Origin of the sequence: Kribbella sp. CA-294648, assembly GCF_050943845.1 — a bacterium.
Lineage (GTDB): Bacteria > Actinomycetota > Actinomycetes > Propionibacteriales > Kribbellaceae > Kribbella.
Genome location: NZ_CP191981.1, coordinates 2,822,643 through 2,840,345, shown reverse-complemented (window position 1 = coordinate 2,840,345; position 17,703 = coordinate 2,822,643). Strand labels below are relative to the sequence as shown.

Below are 17,703 nucleotides of genomic sequence, written 5' to 3'. Positions count from 1 at the left end.
GCGGAGCCAGAATCTCTGGCGACTCCGCCCCTACCTCCGCCCCCACAAGTGGCGCCTGCTGCTGATGTTCAGCACGGCGATCCTGGGCGTAGGCGTCAGCCTTTCCGTCCCGCTGGTCACCCGGGCCATCATCGACGGCCCGGTCACCCGCCGCGAGATCGACCTCCTCCTCCCCCTCGGCCTGCTGGCCCTCGGCCTGAGCATCGGCGAGGTGCTGCTGGTCTGGGCCCGCCGGTGGGCGCAGTCCCGCACCGTCAGCGATCTCGAGGCCGCCCTCCGCAACGACCTCTACATCCGGCTGCAGTCCCTCCCGGCGGAGTTCCACAGCCGCTGGCAGAGCGGTCAGCTCCTGTCCCGGGTCACCACCGACCTGTCCACCATCCGCCGGTTCATGGGCTTCGGCCTGTTGTTCCTGGTGATCAACACCCTGCAACTGGTGGTCGTCACCTTCCTGCTGCTGCGGCTGTACTGGCCGCTCGGCATCGTCGTCCTGGTCGCCGCCGCGCCGATCATCGTGGTGTCGCTGAAGTTCGAGAAGAAGTACCTGGCGATCTCCCGCCGGGTGCAGGACCAGCAGGGCGACCTGGCTACCCGGATCGAGGAGTCGGCCGTCGGCTTCCGGGTGATCAAGGCGTTCGGCCGCCGCGAGCACGTCAAGAAGCAGTTCGACGACGGCGCGGTGAAACTCTACGAGACGTCGGTCGACAAGGTCCGGCTGGCGTCGCGGTTCTGGACCTTCCTGGAGGTGATCCCGAACCTCACCCTGGTGATCGTGCTGCTGCTCGGCGCGCTCGCCGTCGGCCGGGAGGCCATCACGCTGGGCACCCTGGTCGCCTTCATCACCTTGATGCTGGCGCTGATCTGGCCGGTCGAGTCGCTCGGCACCATCCTCGCGATGGCGCAGGAGGCGATGACGTCGGCGGACCGGATCAGCGAGATCCTGGACACCGAGTCCACCATCACCGACGGCGCGAGCGAACTGGTGAACCCCCGCGGCCACCTGGTCTTCGAGAACGTCAGCTTCCGGTACGGCCCGGACTCCGCCGACGTCCTGCACGACATCAACCTCGACCTCGCCCCCGGTACGACGCTTGCCCTGGTCGGCGCGACCGGTTCGGGCAAGACCACCCTGACCGCCCTGGTCCCCCGCCTGTACGACGTCACCGGCGGCCGGATCCTGATCGACGGGCACGACGTCCGCGACCTCACCCTGCGGTCGCTGCGCAGCGCGGTCGCGTCGGCGTTCGACGACCCGACCCTGTTCTCGATGAGCGCCCGCGAGAACATCACCCTCGGCCGGCCGGACGCGACCGACGCCGACGTCCAGCAGGCCCTCGAGATCGCCCAGGCGACCTTCGCCAACGACCTGCCCTGGGGCTTGGAGACCCGGGTCGGCGAGCAGGGCATGTCACTCTCCGGTGGCCAACGGCAACGACTCGCGCTGGCCCGCGCAGTACTGGCCCGGCCCGCGGTGCTGGTGCTGGACGACACGTTGTCCGCACTCGACGTGCACACCGAGGCGCTGGTCGAGGAGGCGTTGCGCAACGTGCTCTCGGCAACGACCGGCATTGTCGTGGCGCACCGGGCTTCGACGGTGATGCTGGCCGACCAGGTCGCGCTGCTCGAGGGCGGCACGATCACGCACGTCGGTACGCATGCCGAGTTGCTGGCGAACGTACCGGCGTACCGGATGTTGCTGGCCGCGGAAGAGGAGGAGGTGCACGCATGACGACCACTCAGCAGACACCTCAACCGCAACCCGAGCAGCCGGGTGCCGAGGAGTCCTGGCGCGGGTACGCCGAGGACGACCCGGACAGGGAGTTGTCGAAGGCAACCACCCTGCGGCTCAAGACGCAGTCGCGCAAGCTGCTCGGCGAGCTGCTCCGGCCGTACAAGAAGATGATCTGGCTGCTGGTCGCGATCGTCGTGGTGGAGAACGCGGCCCGGCTGGCGGTGCCGTACCTGGTCCACCTCGGCATCGACAAGGGCATCCCGCCGATCCTGGCCGGGAAGGGCACCTCGACGCTGGTCGAGATCGTCCTGGTGGTGTTCGCGATGGCGATCCTGCAGGCCGTGATGCGGCAGATCTTCCTGATGCGGTCCGGCCGGCTCGGTCAGACCATCCTGCTCGGCCTGCGCCGTCGGGTCTTCGACCACTTCCAGCGGCTCAGCCCGTCGTTCCACGACAAGTACACCTCGGGCCGGGTGATCTCGCGGCTGACCTCCGACGTGGACGTCATCGACGAGATGCTGGAGACCGGGTTCGACGGTCTGGTCACCGCTCTCCTGACTCTCGTCGGTACTGCGATCCTGCTGCTCACCCTCGACGTCCAGCTCGGCCTGCTGGCGTTGCTGTCGTTCCCGGCGTTGTTCCTGCTGACGGCGTGGTTTCGGAAGCGGTCGTCGATCGTGTACCGGCGGACGCGTGAAGCCGTCGTCCTGGTGATCGTGCACTTCGTCGAGTCGATGACCGGTATTCGCGCCGTCCAGGCGTTCCGCCGGGAGCCGCGCAACGAGGAGATCTTCTACGGCGTCAACGACAAGTATCGCGAGGCGAACCTCGAGGCGTTCCGGATCAACGCGATCTTCATGCCGTCGATCAAGGGCGTCGGCAACATCACGATCGTGGCGATCCTCGCGTACGGCGGGTACCAGGCGTACCACGGGCACGTCACCGTCGGGGTGCTGACCGCGTTCCTGCTCTACCTGCGGCAGTTCTTCGAGCCGCTGCAGGACATCTCGCAGTTCTACAACACGTTCCTGTCCGCGAGTGCCGCGCTGGAGAAGCTGTCCGGCGTACTGAACGAGAAGCCTGATGTCCCCGAGCCGGTGAAGCCTGCCAAGCCGCCGGCTCACACCCGTGGGCATCTGGAGCTGCGCAATGTGCGGTTCCAGTACGTCGATGGGGTGCCGGTACTGCCTGGGCTCGACCTCGACGTACCGGCCGGGCAGACGCTCGCATTGGTCGGTACGACGGGTGCGGGCAAGACCACGATCGCCAAGCTGGTGGCGAGGTTCTACGACCCGACCGGCGGACATGTCTTGCTGGACGGGATGGACCTGCGCGACCTGACCGAGGACGACCTGCGTGAGCGGGTGGTGATGGTGACCCAGGAGAACTTCCTGTTCACGGGATCGGTCGCCGACAACATCCGGTTCGGCAAACCGGACGCGACGATGGACGAGATCGTCGAGGCGGCCAAGGTGATCGGCGCGCACGACTTCATCATGGCGCTGCCCGAGGGCTACGAGACACCGGTCGCCAAGCGCGGCAGCCGGCTGTCGGCGGGCCAGCGGCAGTTGGTCGCGTTCGCCCGGGCGTTCCTGGCGGACCCGGCGGTGTTGATCCTGGACGAGGCGACCTCCAGCCTCGACATCCCCAGCGAACGGCTGATCCAGCGCGCGCTGCGCACCATCCTCGACGACCGCACCGCGATCGTCATCGCCCACCGCCTCTCCACGGTGGAAACCGCCGACCGAGTCATCGTCCTCGAACACGGCCGCATCATCGAGGACGGCGCCCCCTCCACCCTCATCACCACCGGCGGCAACTACGCCAACCTCCACCAAGCCTGGGAAGACTCCCTGGCCTGACACCACCCCCCACGGCGCCCCGCACCCTCCAGGTGCGGGGCGCCGTGCTGTAGGTGGACCCAGCGCGCCGGGTGGCGCAAGCGCGGAGCGCTCGGCATAGCTTGCCGGCGAGCACGCCTTCTGCGTGGGTGCGGCGCAGAGCGCCCGGAGGCGCAGTCGCGCGGTGAGCGCGAAGCGCGCCCCCCGGGGTGATGCAGGCAAGGACGCGCCCGGCCACCGCGCCAGGGGCCATGGCCGGTTTGGGGAGGTTCTTCGCCAGGTCCGAGGAGGATCCTGCTACCGATCCGGGCGAGTATGCTCCCCGGTCACCACTCGAGCGTCAGGGGATGAGGAGGAGTTTGCCTGTGGTGGTTCGGGATTGGAGGGCGCGGTGGGCTTCGGCGGCTTCTGCCAAGGGGTAGGTGGCGCCTAGGTGAGGTTTTAGGGTGCCGGTGGTTAGGGACTTGAAGAGGGTGCTGGCTCGGGTGTGGAGGTCCTCGGGGGTGGAGACGAAGTGGCGGAGGGTGGGGCGGGTGATGGTCAGGGAGCCTGCTGGGCCTAGGCGGGATAGGTCGAAGGGTGGGACTGGGCCGCTGGACTGGCCGTAGAGGACCAGGGTGCCGCGAGGTTTCAATGAGCGTAGGGAGTTCTCGAAGGTGGTGCGGCCTACGCTGTCGTAGACCACCGCGGCTCGTCCGTTGGCCAGGTCGGCGAAGGCTTCGTAGCCGACTGCGTGGTCGGCGCCGGCGTCCAACGAGAGTGCGGCCTTCGCGGAGCTGGAGACCGTGGTGATGACCTCAGCGCCGGCGGACTTCGCCAACTGAGTTAGGAGCAGACCCACTCCACCCGCGCCCGCGTGGATGACGACCAAGTCGCCGGGCTGTACGGCGTACGAGTCGGTGATCAGGTACTGCGCGGTCAGCCCCTGCAACAGGATCGTGGCGGCCAGTTCATGGCTGACCGAATCCGGGATCGGGATCACCTTCCAGGCCGGCGCGACCACCTCATCGGCGTACGACGACGGCACGCCTTGCCAGCAGACGCGTTGACCGAGGCGCAGGTCGGTGACATCCGAGGCGACCTCCGTGATCCTGCCGCTCCCCTCGCCGCCGGGGACGTACGGGAACTCGCGTGGATAAACGCCAGTCCGCTCCTGGATGTCCAGATAGTTCACCCCGATCGCCGCCACCTCGATGCGTACTTCCCCTTCCTGCAAAGGGATCGAGGGCAGTTCGACCAGCCGCAGAATGTCCGGGTCGACCGCTTTGACGACCTTCACCGGTGGAACTCCTCGACCACTCGCCGGACCCGCTCGCCCGCCGCGAAGTCGGCGAGATCAGGTGAGTGCTCACCACGAACGGCCGCCGCGAAGAGCGTCAACCGCGTCACCTCGGAGCCAGGCTCACCAGTCTGCTCGACCGCCCGCCAGTCGTTGCCATCGGCCACAAAGAGGTCGCGCCAGGCCGACAACCGGTAGCTCTGCTTCGAGCCGCGCAGTACCCACTCATAGGTCTCCGGCCCCGCGGCGCCGGCGATTCCGGTCAGCTGCACCGGAACATCGCCCGCCTTCAGCAACCCGTACGCCGCTGCCTCGCTCCCCTCGCCGCGATGCCGCAACTCGACGTGCTCAGCCTCCAGCGGCCCAACCAGCCGATCGGTCAGATAGGCGAAGTGGGAGAAGACCTCGCGCACAAACCCACCCTGCTCACGCCCGGCCACCCACGTCGCGTCGGCCTGAAAAGCACGCGGCCACACCGGAAAGGCGAGCCGGATCTCGACCGCGAGCACGTCGCCGACCCGCTCATCCGCGATCGCCTCCTCGACGTACCGGGTGGACAGCCGGTCCGACAACGCGAAGTTCACTGCGGCGGCCTGACCCGACGAGGCGGCCGCTGCCAGCATCGCCGCCGCGTCAGCATCGGACACAGCCAGCGGCTTCTCACAGAACACCGCCTGCCCCGCCTCGAACGCCGGTACTGCGAACGCCGCGTGCGTGGCCGGCGGCGTCGCGATGTAGACCGCATCGACATCCTCGGCGCCGATCACGTCGCTCGCCGTTGTGCTGAACGCGACGCTGGGGTGCTGAGCCTGAAGCTCGTCCACCGGCGCGAGGTCGACCGCGTGCGTGACGGTGAAGTCGGGGTGCTCCAAGGCGGTGGTGAGCAGGTGCCGGCCCATGGCGCCGAGACCGATGATGCCCAGGCGGATCGGTGCTGTGGTCATGGCCACCAGTCTGGCGTGGCCAACATCATCCAGTCCATCTACTCTTTGCGCATGAAACCGTTAAGCCACGACTTCATGGATGACCTGCGCAGACTCCGCGTCCTGCGTGAGTTCCGCGAGCGGGGCACGGTGACTGCCACAGCGGCGGCGCTCCATCTGACGCCCTCCGCGGTGTCCCAGCAACTCGCGGGCCTGGCCCACGATCTCGGCTTCCCCATCACCCGCAAGGACGGCCGCCGGATCACGCTGACGCCACGTGGCGAGGCGCTGCTCAGCCATGCGGACGCAGTCTTCGCCCAGCTCGAGCACGCACGGCACGATCTGCAGACTTTCGACGAGACCCTTCGCGGAACAGTCCGCATCGGCGCCTTCTCGACGGCTCTGGCGGGTTTGTTGCCGACGGCCCTGGACAACCTGACCGCGGACTACCCCGACCTGATCGTCTCCATCCGCCAGAGCGAGCCACCGGAGCTCTTCGACCAGCTGGATGCGGGTCGGCTGGACATTGCGATCGCAGTGGCGTTCGGCGGCTCTCCGACGGTTGGCGATCCGCGCTATCACCGGGTCGAGCTGGGTGCCGACGTACTGGACGTCGCAGTACCGGCTGGTCATCCGCACGCTGCTGACGTCAGCATCGACCTCCGTGACCTAGCCACCGACGCCTGGATCACCGGCTCCCCCGGCGGCTGCTGCGCCTCCATCACCGCGACCGCCTGCGCCGCAGCCGGCTTCACCCCCGACATCCGGCACCACGTCGACGACTGGCTGGCCGTGACCCAACTAGTGGCTCACGGCCACGGAGTAGCGCTCCTCCCCCGGCTGGCCCAGCAGGACCTTCCACCCGGCCTCACCGTCCGCCCGGTAGCCAGCCAGCAGCCGCGCCGCCACCTGTTCGCCGCAGTACAGGAAGGCGCCCAAGGCTCGCCACTCCTCCATGCTGTGCTCGGTCATCTGAAAGTTGTCTGAAGCGGCGGCTACGTTGGCTGGCATGTTGACTGCGTTGGCCATTGAGAACTATCGGTCGTTGCTTCGGCTGGTGGTGCCGTTGCGGCGGTTGAATGTGGTGACCGGGGCCAACGGGACCGGGAAGTCGAGCCTGTACCGCGCGCTGCGGTTGCTGGCTGATGCCTCGCGCAACGGAGCGGTAGCGGCGTTGGCTCGCGAGGGTGGTCTGCAGTCGACGCTGTGGGCCGGTCCGGAGAATGTGTCGAAGGCGGTACGGCGAGGCGAGCAGCCGATCCAGGGCACGGTTCGCACGAAGGCGGTCAGCCTGCGGATGGGGTTCGCCTCCGACGACTACGGCTACGCGATGGACCTCGGGCTGCCGGTCCCCAGCATGTCCGCGTTCGCGCTGGACCCGGAGATCAAGCGCGAGGTGCTGTGGGCCGGACCGTTCTTTCGCCCGGCCGCATTGTTGATGGACCGCCGCGCCGGCGGGGTCCGGATCCGCGGCGACGACGGTGAATGGGAAGACGGTGGGTACGCGCTGCAGCCGTTCGACAGCATGCTCAGCGAGTTCGCCGACCCACGCCGTGCGCCGGAACTGCTGAGCGTGCGCGAGCGGATCCGGTCCTGGCGGTTCTACGACCATCTGCGCACGGATGCGGATGCTCCGGCGCGGCAGGTCCAGGTCGGCACCCGGACGACCGTGCTGGACCACGAAGGCGCCTCGGTGGCCGCTGCCCTGCAGACCATCCGCGAGATCGGTCCGGGCGGTGGGCTCGACGAAGCCATCGACGATGCGTTCCCTGGGAGCCGACTGCAGGTGCGGAGCGAGGGCGGGCGGTTCGAACTGGCCTTCCACCAGCACGGGCTGTTGCGGCCGCTGTCGGGCGCGGAGCTCTCCGACGGGACCCTCAGGTATCTGCTCTGGGTGGCCGCTCTGCTGACGCCGCGGCCGCCGACGCTGCTCGTCCTCAACGAGCCCGAGACCAGCCTTCACCCGGACCTGTTGCCTGCCCTGGCGAATCTCGTCGTCACCGCGGCCCGCAGTACTCAGGTCATCGTCGTCACGCACTCCCGCCCGTTCCTCGCCGCCCTGCAAGCCGGGTCGGACGAGACGAAGCTGGAGCTGCAGACCCTCGAGCTCGTGAAGGAGTTCGGGCAGACGGCTATCGCGGGTCAGGGCCTTCTGGACGAGCCGGCGTGGACGTGGCCGTCGCGCTGACCTCGTCCTTGACGCTTTCGAACCGGACCAGGATCAGCGCGCCGATCGCGGTCACCACGAAGCCACCCAGCGCACCGGCGTACCAGCCGGAGCGGACGGCGTCGTCGAGGACCAGTACGCCGACCGCGGCCGGGGTGATGGTCTGCAGGGCGATCATCGGAGTCGTTGCCAGCGTCACCGAACCGCGTTGCAGAGCGAGCGAGTAGAGGATGAAGGCGAGCCCGCCCGAGATCGGCAGCGTGTACGTCGTCGGGCTCGCGAGCAGGGCGCCGATCGAGCTGTCGTCGAGCAGTCGCGCCGAGATCGCGACACCGGCGTACCCGAGCCCGGAGAGCAACCCGAGCAGGGCCGTCGCCGTGCCGTGTTGTGAACGGCTCGCGAAAGCTCCCAGTACTGCGATGCAGACCAGCCCGACGATCAGGCCGACCGTGAGTCCGTGATGACGGGCGCTGTCACCCGCGTGGCCGGCCGACACCGCGAGCAGACCGAGCCCGACGCAGACGCCGACCACGGCCGACCACTCGATGGCACTCAGCTGATCGCTCATCAGCCGGGTCGCGAGCAACGCGGTGACGACCAGACTCGCCGCGATCCCGGCCTGGGCCAGGTAGAGCGGCAGCAGTCGCAGGGCGACGAAGTGCAGCCCGAAGCCGACCAGGTTGAGCACGAGTGCGCCCAGGAACGCCGGCTGCCGCAACAGGGCGACGACGAAACCGGCGAGCCGGCGCGGGTCGAGCTCCGAACTGGTCGGCACCTTGCGCGAGCCGACCGCCTGCAGGATCGCGGCGATACCGAACAGGACGGCTGCACCCAGGGCGGCGGCCAGACCAAGGACCACTGTCAGGCGGCCTTGCGTCTAGGAGCCCAGAACGTGAGGTAGAGGCTGAGCCCGCCGTAGTACACGAGATAGGCCAGCGAGATGCCGACCACGATCGGGCTCGGGTTCGGCATCTGGGTCAGCAGGACGGCGTACGCGCCGAGCCAGATCACCGTGGTGATCAGGTTCATCGACCGGAACACCTTGGTCCGCGACGGGTAGACGTACTTGACCGGGACGAAGACCAGGATCGAGCAGGTCAGCAGGATGATGCCGGTCACGGTCGGGCTGAGGCCGAGCACCACGACGTAGAACGCGACCACGTTCCAGTAGCTGGGGAAGCCGAGGAAGAAGTGGTCGTCGGTCTTCGCGTCGGTCCGGCAGAACTGGTAGCTGGAGGCAAGCAACGGCAGGGCGGCCAGGGCCGCGCCGATGAAGCCGTTCGGCAGGTAGCCACCGGTCCACAGCAGCACGATCGGCGCGAACGCGTAGGTCAGGTAGTCGACGATGTTGTCGAGCATCGCGCCGTCGAACCATGGGATGGTCTCCTTCACCCGGAGCCGGCGGGCGATCATCCCGTCGGTGCCGTCGATCCAGAGAGCGGCCAGGCCGAGCCACAGGGCCCGGACGGCGTCACCGTCGATCGCCGCGATCACGATCAGCAACGCGAGCACCGTTCCGCTCGCGGTATAGGCGTGCAGTGCAAGTCCGGCCAGACGCAACCGCGTCGACCCGACGAACGGTTCCCGCACCGCGTCGTGTGTGGTCAGCAGAACTCCCAGAACTCGGGCCAGGCCGGCGCCGCGCGCCGGGTTACCGCGGTCAGCGTCTCACAACGCGGGTGCTGCGTCGGCGACCGCATACCATTCCGCGGCGACCGGCCGGGTGACCGGCTGGTCTCAGCTAGCCGGCTCGAGCAGGAAGAGGGGGATCAGCCGCTCGGTCTTGCGCTGGTACTCGGCGTAGTTCGGGAAGACCTCGACGGCTCGTTCCCACCAGACGGCGTGCTCGTCGCCGCTGAGTTCGCGGGCCACCATCTCGCGTGTCTCGGTGCCGTCCTGGACGGTGAGCTTGGGGTCTGCCTTCAGGTTGTAGTACCAGACCGGGTGCTTCGCGGCGCCGCCGTCCGAGCCGACCGCGACGTACCGGCCGTCGTGCTCGACGCGCATCAGCGGCACCTTGCGGAGCTTGCCGGTCTTGGCGCCGCGCATGGTCAGCAGGATGACCTTCTGGTGGCGGTTGAACTGACCGGCGCTGGTGTCGCCGGCCGCCTCGATCTTGCTGACGGCGTCCCGGACCCAGCCGGTCGGGCTGGGCGCGTAGTCCTCAGAGGTTGACATATCACCATCCTGCCAGCCCGCGAGGCCAGGCGCGCACTCAGTGCTGGCGGGCGGCCTGCGCGCGGGCGACCCGGGTGGCGCGCTCGCGCTCCATCCGGCGGCGCGGGTCGAGGTGGTCCGGCAGGGTCGCGGGGCCCGCGACGTGGAGCAGCAGCCAGGTCAGCCGCCAGCGGGCGCGGTAGACCAGGCTCAGGCCGGCGTTCTTGTCGTTCATCGAACCCCTTTGCAATGGTTGGTGTGGCAATAATTTGTACACCAATTGATAGTGTAGCGGCATGGCTCAGGAATCCGAAGAGGTGGACCTGCTGAAGCTCGACCGTCAGGTCTGCTTCGCGCTCGCGGTCGCGTCCCGCAGCGTGATCGCGTTGTACCGCCCGCTGCTGGAGCCGATGGGGCTGACCCATCCGCAGTACCTGGTGATGCTCGCGCTGTGGGAGGAGTCGCCGCTGTCGGTCAAGCAGCTCAGCAACCTGCTCCAACTCGACCCGGGCACCCTCTCCCCACTGCTCAAGCGCCTGGAAGCCGCCGGCTACCTCACCCGCCAGCGCGACCCGCGCGACGAACGCTCGCTGGCCGTCCGCCTCACTGACTCCGGCCAGGCGCTTCGGACCGAGGCGCTGAAGATCCCGCCGGCGATCATCGACCGCCTCGACATGCCCCTCAAGGACCTCGAAGCCCTGCACAAGTCCCTCACCCGAGTCATCGCCGCCGCCACCTGATGCGGATCGCCGCCCACCAGGTCCCGGAGTACCGGCTCGACGTCGAATCAGCCCTTCGCCAACTGGAAGCCGCGAATCCCGACGTCGACCTGGCGTGCTTCCCCGAGGGGTATCTGCAGGGCTACCTGACGGATCGCGCGGTCGCCTCCGAGCACGCCATCGATCTGCGGTCGGAGGAGTTCGGCAAGCTGCTCACGCGCTTGGAGAGTGTTCGGCCGGCGCTCATCTTCGGGTTGATCGAGCGGGATGGGGATCGGCTCTACAACACGGCGGTTGTGGTGCGCGCCGGGAAGTTGCTGGGCAGCTACCGGAAGAGGCATCTGCTCGACGGCGAGGGGTGCTTCGCTGCGGGCGACAGCACGCCGGTCTTCGAGTTGGACGGCACCGTGTTCGGGATCAACATCTGCTTCGACCTGCAGTTCTCCGATGGGATCGCGGAGCTGGCGCGGCAGGGCGCGACAGTGGTGCTCTGCCCGTGCAACAACTTGATGCGGCGAGCTGTCGCGGCGGAGTACAGGGAACTTCATCACCCGATCCGGCAGCTTCGGGCCAGGGAGAGCGGCGTGTGGATCGTGAGTGCCGATGTCACCGGGCCCGCGGACGCCGAGCGGGTTTGCTACGGGCCGACCTCGGTCATCGATCCGTCCGGGAAGGTAGTCGCGCAGGTGCCGCTGCTGACGGAAGGACGGGTTGTCGTCGAGCTCTAGGCGGTGCACTCCTGGAGCTGGGTGGCGGTGGCTATTTTGCCTTCGATCCAGCGGCGGCGGAGGAAGTGGGCCTTGAGCAGGCGGTGGACGCCGTCGAGGACGACCAGGCGGCCGCGGTAGGCGACCAGGTGGATCGGGAAGTCGAGGTCGGCGTCCATCACGCGTTCGTAGTGCGGGCGGAAGTTCATCGGGGTGGCGGCGACCTGGTTCGGGGTGACCTTGAAGCGTTCGCCGTTCAGCTGCCACAGCGGCAGGTCGAACATCCACAGCAGGTCGGCGACCTCGACCGGTTCGACCCGCAGGTCGAGGGCCCACAGCTTGCCGAGTTGCCAGTGGGTCTGCGGGAAGACCTCCCGCAGCGGCTCCGGCGTCATCGCCAGCAGTTCGTCGAACGACACGTCCGGCGCGCTTCGGTCGGCGCCGCTGTCCACCCCATCGATCGTCACGACCGAGCAGGCTACGCCATCAAGCGGGCGACAACGACGACGTTGCTCAGGTAGGTCCGGCCGTTCCAGTCCTCGCAGGTGACCAGCACGAGCCGGCCCGGCCCGCTCTGGTCGAACAGCTCCGCGGCACGCCGGGCGAGCGGCTGCTTCCGGTACGTCGAAACGCCCGCGACGCGGTAGTTCAGCACCCCTCGCGAGGTACTCACCTCGATCCGGTCGCCGGCCCGAAGCCGCTCCAGCTCGTCGAACGCGCCACCCCCGGCATGCACGGTATGACCGGTGATCACCGCCGTCCCGCGGAGCGCTCCTGGCCGTACCCCTCCGGACCACCAGCCCACGTTCCGCGGATTCGACGGCGGCGTCAGCGCACCCGCGTCAAGCCCGACAGCCACCACAGGAGCAACCACCCCCAAGCGCCCAATCACCACCCGCTCCGGCACCCCCGGCAACCCCGCCTTCCGCCTCGCAACAGAAGCTGCAGCCGGTACTACGCCCGCGGTCGTGTTGGACAAGGCCACTGTTCGATCCGGGGCAGCACCGGCGTCGCCACCACGGGTGCTGCTGTCGGGACTGGAGAGCTGGAGCCAGGTGCCTCCGATTGCCAGAACGAGTCCGGTTGTCATCAGCAACCCGTTCCAGCGAATCGGTGCACCTCGCCCGCGATGCCGCCCGGTGGTCACCCGAGAACTCCCGACATCGTCACGGCAACCGGCTCAGAGGCTGTGCTTGCCGCGGCGCCTGAGGAGCAGGACCGCGCCGGCTGCGAGCAGCAGTCCGCCGGTTGTCAGCAGGGCTCCTCCGACAGCCTTCATCGGTCCGGACGAGTCGTCGGTCGACGCAGCGCCGGCGAGACCGGCATCCACCTCGGTCGGGACCGCCGTGGCGTAGGTCGGCGCGGTGGTTGTCCTCGGCGGAGCGCTCGTGTCCGGCACGCCGGTCGTCGGCGCCGTCGTCGGACGCGTCACCGGCGGCTTCGTGGTCGGCGGCTTGGTCGTCGGCGGCTTGGTCGTCGGCGGTTTCGTCGTCGGCGGCTTGGTCGTCGGAGGCTTAGTGGTCGGCGGCTTGGTCGTCGGAGGCTTCGTCGTCGGCGGCGTGGTCGTCGGTGGGGTGGTCGTGGTGCAGCCTTCCACCCAGAAGACCTTGAACTTCTTGTCGGCGCCGATCGAGCCGTCCGCCTCGATGCTGAGCTTCACGTGGTAGCCCTGCTGCGGATGCGGCGGACCGGTGAACTTCAGCGTGTAGGTCACCCGCGCGTCGAGATCGGTGCCGCCACCCGCGGCGTCCTCACCGATGAACGGCGTCAGGTCGCCCGACACGACCTGCAGGCCGCCGTCCTGCGTCGGCGCCTGGTCCTCGAAGCTGACCTGCGCCGTGTAGTCCGGATTCTCGTCGTAGTTGTAGAACTCGACCAGGAACGTGCAGCCCTGATGCGGGTTGTTGTTCGGCACGTCGTCGATGTCGACGCCCTCGATCTTGATCACGCCGTTGTTGCCCGGCGGATCGGCGACCCGAGCGTTGCCGGGGGCAACGTTGGCCGCCGCGCCCGGCGGCAGCACCAGCGCGGCGCTGCCCAGCATCAGCGTGAAGACTCCGGTGGCGGCGGCCACGCCTGCCAACCTATTGCGACTACCCGACAAAGCGATCATGACGATGCCTCGGATCAGCAGAAGGACAAGGAGTTCCTCTCAGCAGTATGCTCCGATTGTTGCCTGAGTCAACTACTGCCCGTAACGATTCGGTCCCCGAGCGGCAGCCGGTCTTACGCTGTGTACGCCTTCAACTGGCGCAGCACGGCGGAGCGGCGGCGGCGCGACGGCTTCTGCTGGCGGGTGCTTTCCGCCTGCATCTCGGTGATCACCAGGTCGGCCGGATTCATCTGCCGGTGGATCACCACGATCGCCGAATCGTCACCCGGACCGCCGATCTCGGTCACCAGCTCCGCGGCGGCGCCTTTGAAGCCGTGGGCAACGAGTCGTTCCGCGTGACCCGCCAACCGGTCCGTGCCCTGGCCGATGTCGCGGCGCGGAGTCTCCACCATGCCGTCGCTGTAGAGGAACAACGCGTCGCCCAGCTTCAGCTGACCGCGGTTGACGGTGAAGTCCGGATGCTCGACCAGTCCGAGCAACGGCCCGTCGGCGTCCCGCGTCAGCCATCGTCCCGACCACGCGTCGAACTGGATCGCCGGCGGATGACCAGCGGTCCGTACTTCGAACTCGCCGGTGCGCAGGTCGATCGCGACATGCACGACAGTCGCGAAGTCGTCGTTCCAGTCCTGCCTGCGCAGATAATGGTTCGCGGCCGGCAGGAAGTCCTCCACCGGTACGACGCCGAGCAGCCCGCCGAACGCACCGGACAGCAACAGCGCGCGGGTCCCGGCATCGATTCCTTTGCCCGAGACATCGACCAGTGCGACCTCGAGCACCTCGTCGCCGCGGGTCGTGGAGACCACGAAGTCGCCGGAGAAGGACGCGCCGCCGGCCGACCGGATCGCCTGCTCGGCCCGCCAGCCGGCCGGCAACGCGGGCAACTCGCCCTGAGCCGTCAGGGTGTCCCGCAGCTCCATCAGCATCGTCTCGCCGCGGGTGCCCTGGACGCCGAGCCGGCTGCGCACCTTCGCACCGGTCAGCACGATCCAGCCGATCAGTCCGAGGACGATCACGAAACCGGTCTTGGGCAGGTCGCCGGCGCGCTCGGACATGACGTACGAGCCGATGGCCAGGGTGCAGAAGGTCAGCAGGACCAGCGCCTTGAAGCGCAGCAGCAGTCCGCCGAGCAGCAGAGGTATGACCAGGATGGAAGTGGGTATGAAAGTGGGCATCGCCAGTGCGGCGGAACTGACCGTGGCCGTCAACGCCAGCAGACCGACGAAGGCCAGCTGGTGTGACTGGCGTGCGCGCCGAAGCAACGAACCGGCTCGCCGGCCGACCCGTCGCACAACAGCGCTGCCGCTACCGACGCCACTCATGGTGAGAAGAAGATAACGGCACTACTCGGTCCGCGCATCACATTGTTACAAGTTGATTGCAGCCGTCTCCCGATTGATATCGTCACGGCCGATTCCGTCATGCCCGGGGCCGCCGGGTCAGACCGGTCCGCTGGCACTTGGGACACCAGAAAAGGTTGCGTCCGGCCAACAGTTCGGTCCGGATCACCGAGTCGCAGACATGGCAGTGCCGGCCGTGGCGGCGGTACACGTAGACCTCACCGCCGTGGTCGTCGCGGCGTGGGTCGCGGCCCATCGCCTCGGGCGTGTGGTCGTCGGCAACGGTGTCGATCCGGCCGGTCTCGACGCCGTACTTCATCAGGTCGAGCAGGTCGGTCCACATCCCCAGCCACTCCTTCTTCCGGAGCAGGTGGCCGGGCGTCATCGGGTGCAGCTTGGCGCGGAACAGCACCTCGGCGCGGTAGACGTTGCCGACCCCGCTGAGCACCTCCTGGTCCATCAGCAACTGGCCGATCGGCAGCTTGCTGCGGTGGATCCGTTTCCAGGCCCGCTCGGGGTCGGCGTCGTCGCGCAACGGGTCGGGGCCGAGCCGCTTGATCAGCGCCTCGCGTTCGCCGTCGGTCAGCACCTCGCAGACGGTCGCGCCGCGCAGGTCGGCGTACGCGGTGGCGTTCTGCAGGCGGAGCCGGACCTGGCCGACCGGGAGCGGCGCCGGGTCGCCGGCCTCGATCCGGCCGAAGTCGACCTTGCCGATCAGCCCGAGGTGGATGTGCAGCCAGCCGGCCCCCTCGAAGTCGGCGAGGAAGTGCTTGCCGTGCGCCTCGGTCCCCCGCAGCACGTGCCCGTCGAGCCGCGCGGCGCCCTCGACGAAGCGGCCCTGAGGGCTGCTGGCCCGGACGACGCGGCCGCCGAAGTCGTCCCAGACATCATTTGCCAGCCGGTGCAGGGTGTGGCCTTCGGGCATGATTCCTCTTATGGGTCTGACGTCAGCAGGTAAGGGCCGTGGCGGGGGTACGCCGGCCACGGTCGGGACCGGGCGGTCGATGCGGGCCCGGGATGTTTCCAGGCCCCGCACCGAGCCGGCTGCCAAGCGGGTCGAGCAGGTTGCGAAGGGGCAGGACGAGAAGGGTCAGGAGGAGGGCAGCGGCGGGAGCTCGCCGGTCTCCTCGTAGGCGGACAGCATGTCGATCCGGCGGGTGTGCCGTTCCTCGCCGGAGTACTCGGTGGCCAGGAAGGTCTCCACGAACGCGGTCGCGTCCTGCTCGGAGTGCATCCGGGCGCCGACGCTGACGACGTTCGCGTTGTTGTGCAGCCTGCCGAGCTCAGCGGTTTCGGCGCTCCAGGCCAGCGCGGCCCGGACGCCCTTCACCTTGTTCGCGGCGATCTGCTCGCCGTTGCCGGAGCCGCCGATCACCACACCGAGGCTGCCCTCGTCGCCGACGACACCCTCGGCCGCACGCAGGCAGTACGGCGGGTAGTCGTCGACCGCGTCGTAGACGGCCGGGCCGTGGTCGACGACGTCGTGTCCGGCACTCTTGAGGTGCTGGACCAGGTGGTTCTTCAGGTCGAAGCCGGCGTGATCAGAGCCGATGTGCACTCGCATGGCCCGCAGTCTTCCAGGTCCTACTGGCAGTCCGGGACCCCGGGCAGCTTCGGGCCGCCGGTACCGACGTACACGTTGGTGACGTAGCCGTTGTACTTCGGCAGGTAGGCCCACCAGTCGCTACTGCGCGGTGGAGCGTCGATCAGTTGCCCCTGCTTCTGGCAGCTCACCAGTACGTCGACCCCGGACGGCAGGGTGCCCAGGATGCCCCCGGTGGTGGTCGGTGCGGTCCGGACGCGGAGACCGGCCCCAGTGGTCGTCACCCAGCTCCCTGGCGTCTTCACCCCGCCGGGGACGTTCAGCGTCCGGGTCAGCCGGGTCACGTCCGTGTAGGCCTTCCCGTACCCCGTGCCGTTCGGGTGCAACGTGTAGACCGCGACGATGGTCCGGTCCTCGGTCCCCACGGTCCCAGTGGTGTGCAGGGCCTCGCTGACGAGGTCCACGTCGGCGTCCACCGGCTTGTTGGTGTCTTCCCCGAAGCCGCTGGACGACGGGAACCCGGACCAGCCCTGCTTGATCGCGAAGGCGGGATCGAAGACCGACGAGATTCCGAAGTACTGGTCGAAGCCGTCGGTGCCGTAGCGGGTCGCCTGGTGCAGGTTGCCCATCACGAAGTGCCGCACGGGCGCGGGAGCCTGGTCCAGCAGGTAGCGGTAGATGCGAACGGTGTCGGCGGCGGTGAAGGCGGCGTACCCCCAGAAGCCCGGGTGGGTGGCAGGCGGCCCGGCCGTGTGGGTCAGGCCGAGCCGCGTCACCATCCGGTCGATGATCGCCGAGCCGCCGAGGGAGTCCCAGTAGTAGCTCGCCGCGTCGTCGTCACTGCTGCGCAGCATGACTTCGAGCCGGGCCCGGTCCGCGGCCGGGATGTCGTACTCCGGGCCCCGGTTCCACAGGTACTCCAGTGCCAGCAGCAGCTTGACCACGGACGCCGACCGGAACCGCAGATCCGGGTTGACCAGCTCGGTGAACTGGCCGGTCTGCCGGTCGAACACCGCGATACCCGCCGTCACGCCGGGTGGGACCACGGCCGAGGCCGACCTGCTGGCTGACGAGGTGGTCGCCCAGGACGGACTCACCGAAGCGGCCAGCCAGATCACGCTCGACCCGGCCAGCGCCATGGACAAACTCCGCAGAAGCAACACCGGGGAACCTACTCACCGTCGA

Annotated in this window: 19 protein-coding genes; 6 read left to right on the top strand and 13 right to left on the bottom strand. The window is 68.5% G+C overall.

All coding sequences use genetic code 11. From position 1 onward, the window contains the following. The first annotated feature begins 64 nt into the window (after nt 1-64). Both ACQPYM_RS13740 and ACQPYM_RS13735 read left to right on the top strand, forming a co-directional pair. The gene (locus ACQPYM_RS13740) at nt 65-1,729 is read left to right on the top strand and encodes an ABC transporter ATP-binding protein (protein WP_433020284.1); all 1,665 of its coding nucleotides are present in this window, start codon (nt 65-67) and stop codon (nt 1,727-1,729) included. Then, on the top strand, nt 1,726-3,594 hold the full coding sequence (locus ACQPYM_RS13735) for an ABC transporter ATP-binding protein (RefSeq protein WP_433020281.1): 1,869 nt from the start codon (nt 1,726-1,728) through the stop codon (nt 3,592-3,594). The genes ACQPYM_RS13740 and ACQPYM_RS13735 overlap by 4 nt, the downstream gene beginning before the upstream one ends. Nucleotides 3,595-3,913: 319 nt before the next feature. Here ACQPYM_RS13735 and ACQPYM_RS13730 read toward each other — a convergent pair whose 3' ends face one another. Then, a complete protein-coding gene (locus ACQPYM_RS13730; protein ID WP_433020277.1) occupies nt 3,914-4,852 on the bottom strand; it encodes a quinone oxidoreductase family protein in 939 nt (312 codons plus the stop codon). Beyond that, a complete protein-coding gene (locus tag ACQPYM_RS13725; RefSeq protein WP_433020274.1) occupies nt 4,849-5,796 on the bottom strand; it encodes a Gfo/Idh/MocA family protein in 948 nt (315 codons plus the stop codon). Before ACQPYM_RS13725 ends, ACQPYM_RS13730 begins: the two co-directional genes overlap by 4 nt. 51 nt (nt 5,797-5,847) lie before the next feature. On the opposite strand from ACQPYM_RS13725, the gene ACQPYM_RS13720 reads away from it, so the two are divergent. Both ACQPYM_RS13720 and ACQPYM_RS13715 read left to right on the top strand, forming a co-directional pair. Beyond that, a complete protein-coding gene (locus tag ACQPYM_RS13720) occupies nt 5,848-6,762 on the top strand; it encodes a LysR family transcriptional regulator (RefSeq protein ID WP_433020271.1) in 915 nt (304 codons plus the stop codon). A gap of 22 nt (nt 6,763-6,784) precedes the next feature. Beyond that, on the top strand, nt 6,785-7,963 hold the full coding sequence (locus tag ACQPYM_RS13715) for an AAA family ATPase (protein ID WP_433020268.1): 1,179 nt from the start codon (nt 6,785-6,787) through the stop codon (nt 7,961-7,963). On the opposite strand, the gene ACQPYM_RS13710 is transcribed toward ACQPYM_RS13715, so the two are convergent. From ACQPYM_RS13710 to ACQPYM_RS13695, 4 genes are all read right to left on the bottom strand, one after another. Then, nucleotides 7,908-8,801, bottom strand: coding sequence for a hypothetical protein (locus ACQPYM_RS13710; RefSeq protein ID WP_433020265.1), 894 nt, complete (start codon nt 8,799-8,801; stop codon nt 7,908-7,910). The two genes, ACQPYM_RS13715 and ACQPYM_RS13710, sit on opposite strands and share 56 nt — an antisense overlap. Nucleotides 8,802-8,803: 2 nt before the next feature. Next, the gene (locus ACQPYM_RS13705; protein ID WP_433020262.1) at nt 8,804-9,532 is read right to left on the bottom strand and encodes a CDP-alcohol phosphatidyltransferase family protein; all 729 of its coding nucleotides are present in this window, start codon (nt 9,530-9,532) and stop codon (nt 8,804-8,806) included. 147 nt (nt 9,533-9,679) lie between these two features. Then, on the bottom strand, nt 9,680-10,120 hold the full coding sequence (locus ACQPYM_RS13700; protein WP_433020259.1) for a nitroreductase family deazaflavin-dependent oxidoreductase: 441 nt from the start codon (nt 10,118-10,120) through the stop codon (nt 9,680-9,682). 37 nt (nt 10,121-10,157) lie between these two features. Continuing rightward, nucleotides 10,158-10,334, bottom strand: a complete 177-nt coding sequence (locus ACQPYM_RS13695; RefSeq protein WP_433020256.1) for a hypothetical protein — start codon at nt 10,332-10,334, stop codon at nt 10,158-10,160. 61 nt (nt 10,335-10,395) lie between these two features. Between ACQPYM_RS13695 and ACQPYM_RS13690 the strand changes: the two genes are divergently transcribed. Together ACQPYM_RS13690 and ACQPYM_RS13685 are read left to right on the top strand one after the other, a co-directional pair. After that, entirely contained in the window at nt 10,396-10,839 is a 444-nt protein-coding gene (locus ACQPYM_RS13690) for a MarR family winged helix-turn-helix transcriptional regulator (protein ID WP_433020253.1), read from the top strand. After that, nucleotides 10,839-11,546 (top strand): carbon-nitrogen hydrolase family protein, encoded by a 708-nt coding sequence (locus ACQPYM_RS13685; RefSeq protein WP_433020250.1) that lies wholly within the window; start codon nt 10,839-10,841, stop codon nt 11,544-11,546. The genes ACQPYM_RS13690 and ACQPYM_RS13685 overlap by 1 nt, the downstream gene beginning before the upstream one ends. On the opposite strand, the gene ACQPYM_RS13680 is transcribed toward ACQPYM_RS13685, so the two are convergent. From ACQPYM_RS13680 to ACQPYM_RS13650, 7 genes are all read right to left on the bottom strand, one after another. Next, the gene (locus ACQPYM_RS13680; protein WP_433020247.1) at nt 11,543-11,992 is read right to left on the bottom strand and encodes a hypothetical protein; all 450 of its coding nucleotides are present in this window, start codon (nt 11,990-11,992) and stop codon (nt 11,543-11,545) included. The two genes, ACQPYM_RS13685 and ACQPYM_RS13680, sit on opposite strands and share 4 nt — an antisense overlap. Before the next feature lie 11 nt (nt 11,993-12,003). Continuing rightward, nucleotides 12,004-12,615, bottom strand: coding sequence for a class F sortase (locus ACQPYM_RS13675; RefSeq protein WP_433020244.1), 612 nt, complete (start codon nt 12,613-12,615; stop codon nt 12,004-12,006). A 90-nt stretch (nt 12,616-12,705) separates the two neighbouring features. After that, a complete protein-coding gene (locus tag ACQPYM_RS13670) occupies nt 12,706-13,599 on the bottom strand; it encodes a hypothetical protein (protein WP_433020241.1) in 894 nt (297 codons plus the stop codon). A 152-nt stretch (nt 13,600-13,751) separates the two neighbouring features. Beyond that, nucleotides 13,752-14,957, bottom strand: coding sequence for a PP2C family protein-serine/threonine phosphatase (locus ACQPYM_RS13665; protein ID WP_433020238.1), 1,206 nt, complete (start codon nt 14,955-14,957; stop codon nt 13,752-13,754). 97 nt (nt 14,958-15,054) lie between these two features. Further along, nucleotides 15,055-15,900, bottom strand: a complete 846-nt coding sequence (locus ACQPYM_RS13660) for an Fpg/Nei family DNA glycosylase (protein ID WP_433020235.1) — start codon at nt 15,898-15,900, stop codon at nt 15,055-15,057. Nucleotides 15,901-16,065: 165 nt separating this feature from the next. Next, nucleotides 16,066-16,539 (bottom strand): ribose-5-phosphate isomerase, encoded by a 474-nt coding sequence (locus ACQPYM_RS13655; RefSeq protein WP_433020232.1) that lies wholly within the window; start codon nt 16,537-16,539, stop codon nt 16,066-16,068. A 20-nt stretch (nt 16,540-16,559) separates the two neighbouring features. After that, nucleotides 16,560-17,681 carry a hypothetical protein gene (locus tag ACQPYM_RS13650; RefSeq protein ID WP_433020229.1) on the bottom strand — a complete coding sequence of 374 codons (1,122 nt, stop codon included), beginning with the start codon at nt 17,679-17,681 and terminating at the stop codon, nt 16,560-16,562. Nucleotides 17,682-17,703: the final 22 nt, after the last annotated feature.

Excerpts from the sequence above, each read along its gene's own strand:
- ACQPYM_RS13695 (WP_433020256.1), bottom strand. The coding sequence starts at position 10,334 with ATGAACGACAAGAACGCCGGCCTGAGCCTGGTCTACCGCGCCCGCTGG.
- ACQPYM_RS13740 (WP_433020284.1), top strand. The coding sequence starts at position 65 with ATGTTCAGCACGGCGATCCTGGGCGTAGGCGTCAGCCTTTCCGTCCCG.
- ACQPYM_RS13665 (WP_433020238.1), bottom strand. The coding sequence starts at position 14,957 with ATGAGTGGCGTCGGTAGCGGCAGCGCTGTTGTGCGACGGGTCGGCCGG.
- ACQPYM_RS13720 (WP_433020271.1), top strand. The coding sequence starts at position 5,848 with ATGAAACCGTTAAGCCACGACTTCATGGATGACCTGCGCAGACTCCGC.
- ACQPYM_RS13685 (WP_433020250.1), top strand. The coding sequence starts at position 10,839 with ATGCGGATCGCCGCCCACCAGGTCCCGGAGTACCGGCTCGACGTCGAA.
- ACQPYM_RS13675 (WP_433020244.1), bottom strand. The coding sequence starts at position 12,615 with ATGACAACCGGACTCGTTCTGGCAATCGGAGGCACCTGGCTCCAGCTC.
- ACQPYM_RS13735 (WP_433020281.1), top strand. The coding sequence starts at position 1,726 with ATGACGACCACTCAGCAGACACCTCAACCGCAACCCGAGCAGCCGGGT.
- ACQPYM_RS13655 (WP_433020232.1), bottom strand. The coding sequence starts at position 16,539 with ATGCGAGTGCACATCGGCTCTGATCACGCCGGCTTCGACCTGAAGAAC.
- ACQPYM_RS13725 (WP_433020274.1), bottom strand. The coding sequence starts at position 5,796 with ATGACCACAGCACCGATCCGCCTGGGCATCATCGGTCTCGGCGCCATG.
- ACQPYM_RS13660 (WP_433020235.1), bottom strand. The coding sequence starts at position 15,900 with ATGCCCGAAGGCCACACCCTGCACCGGCTGGCAAATGATGTCTGGGAC.
- ACQPYM_RS13690 (WP_433020253.1), top strand. The coding sequence starts at position 10,396 with ATGGCTCAGGAATCCGAAGAGGTGGACCTGCTGAAGCTCGACCGTCAG.
- ACQPYM_RS13715 (WP_433020268.1), top strand. The coding sequence starts at position 6,785 with ATGTTGACTGCGTTGGCCATTGAGAACTATCGGTCGTTGCTTCGGCTG.
- ACQPYM_RS13700 (WP_433020259.1), bottom strand. The coding sequence starts at position 10,120 with ATGTCAACCTCTGAGGACTACGCGCCCAGCCCGACCGGCTGGGTCCGG.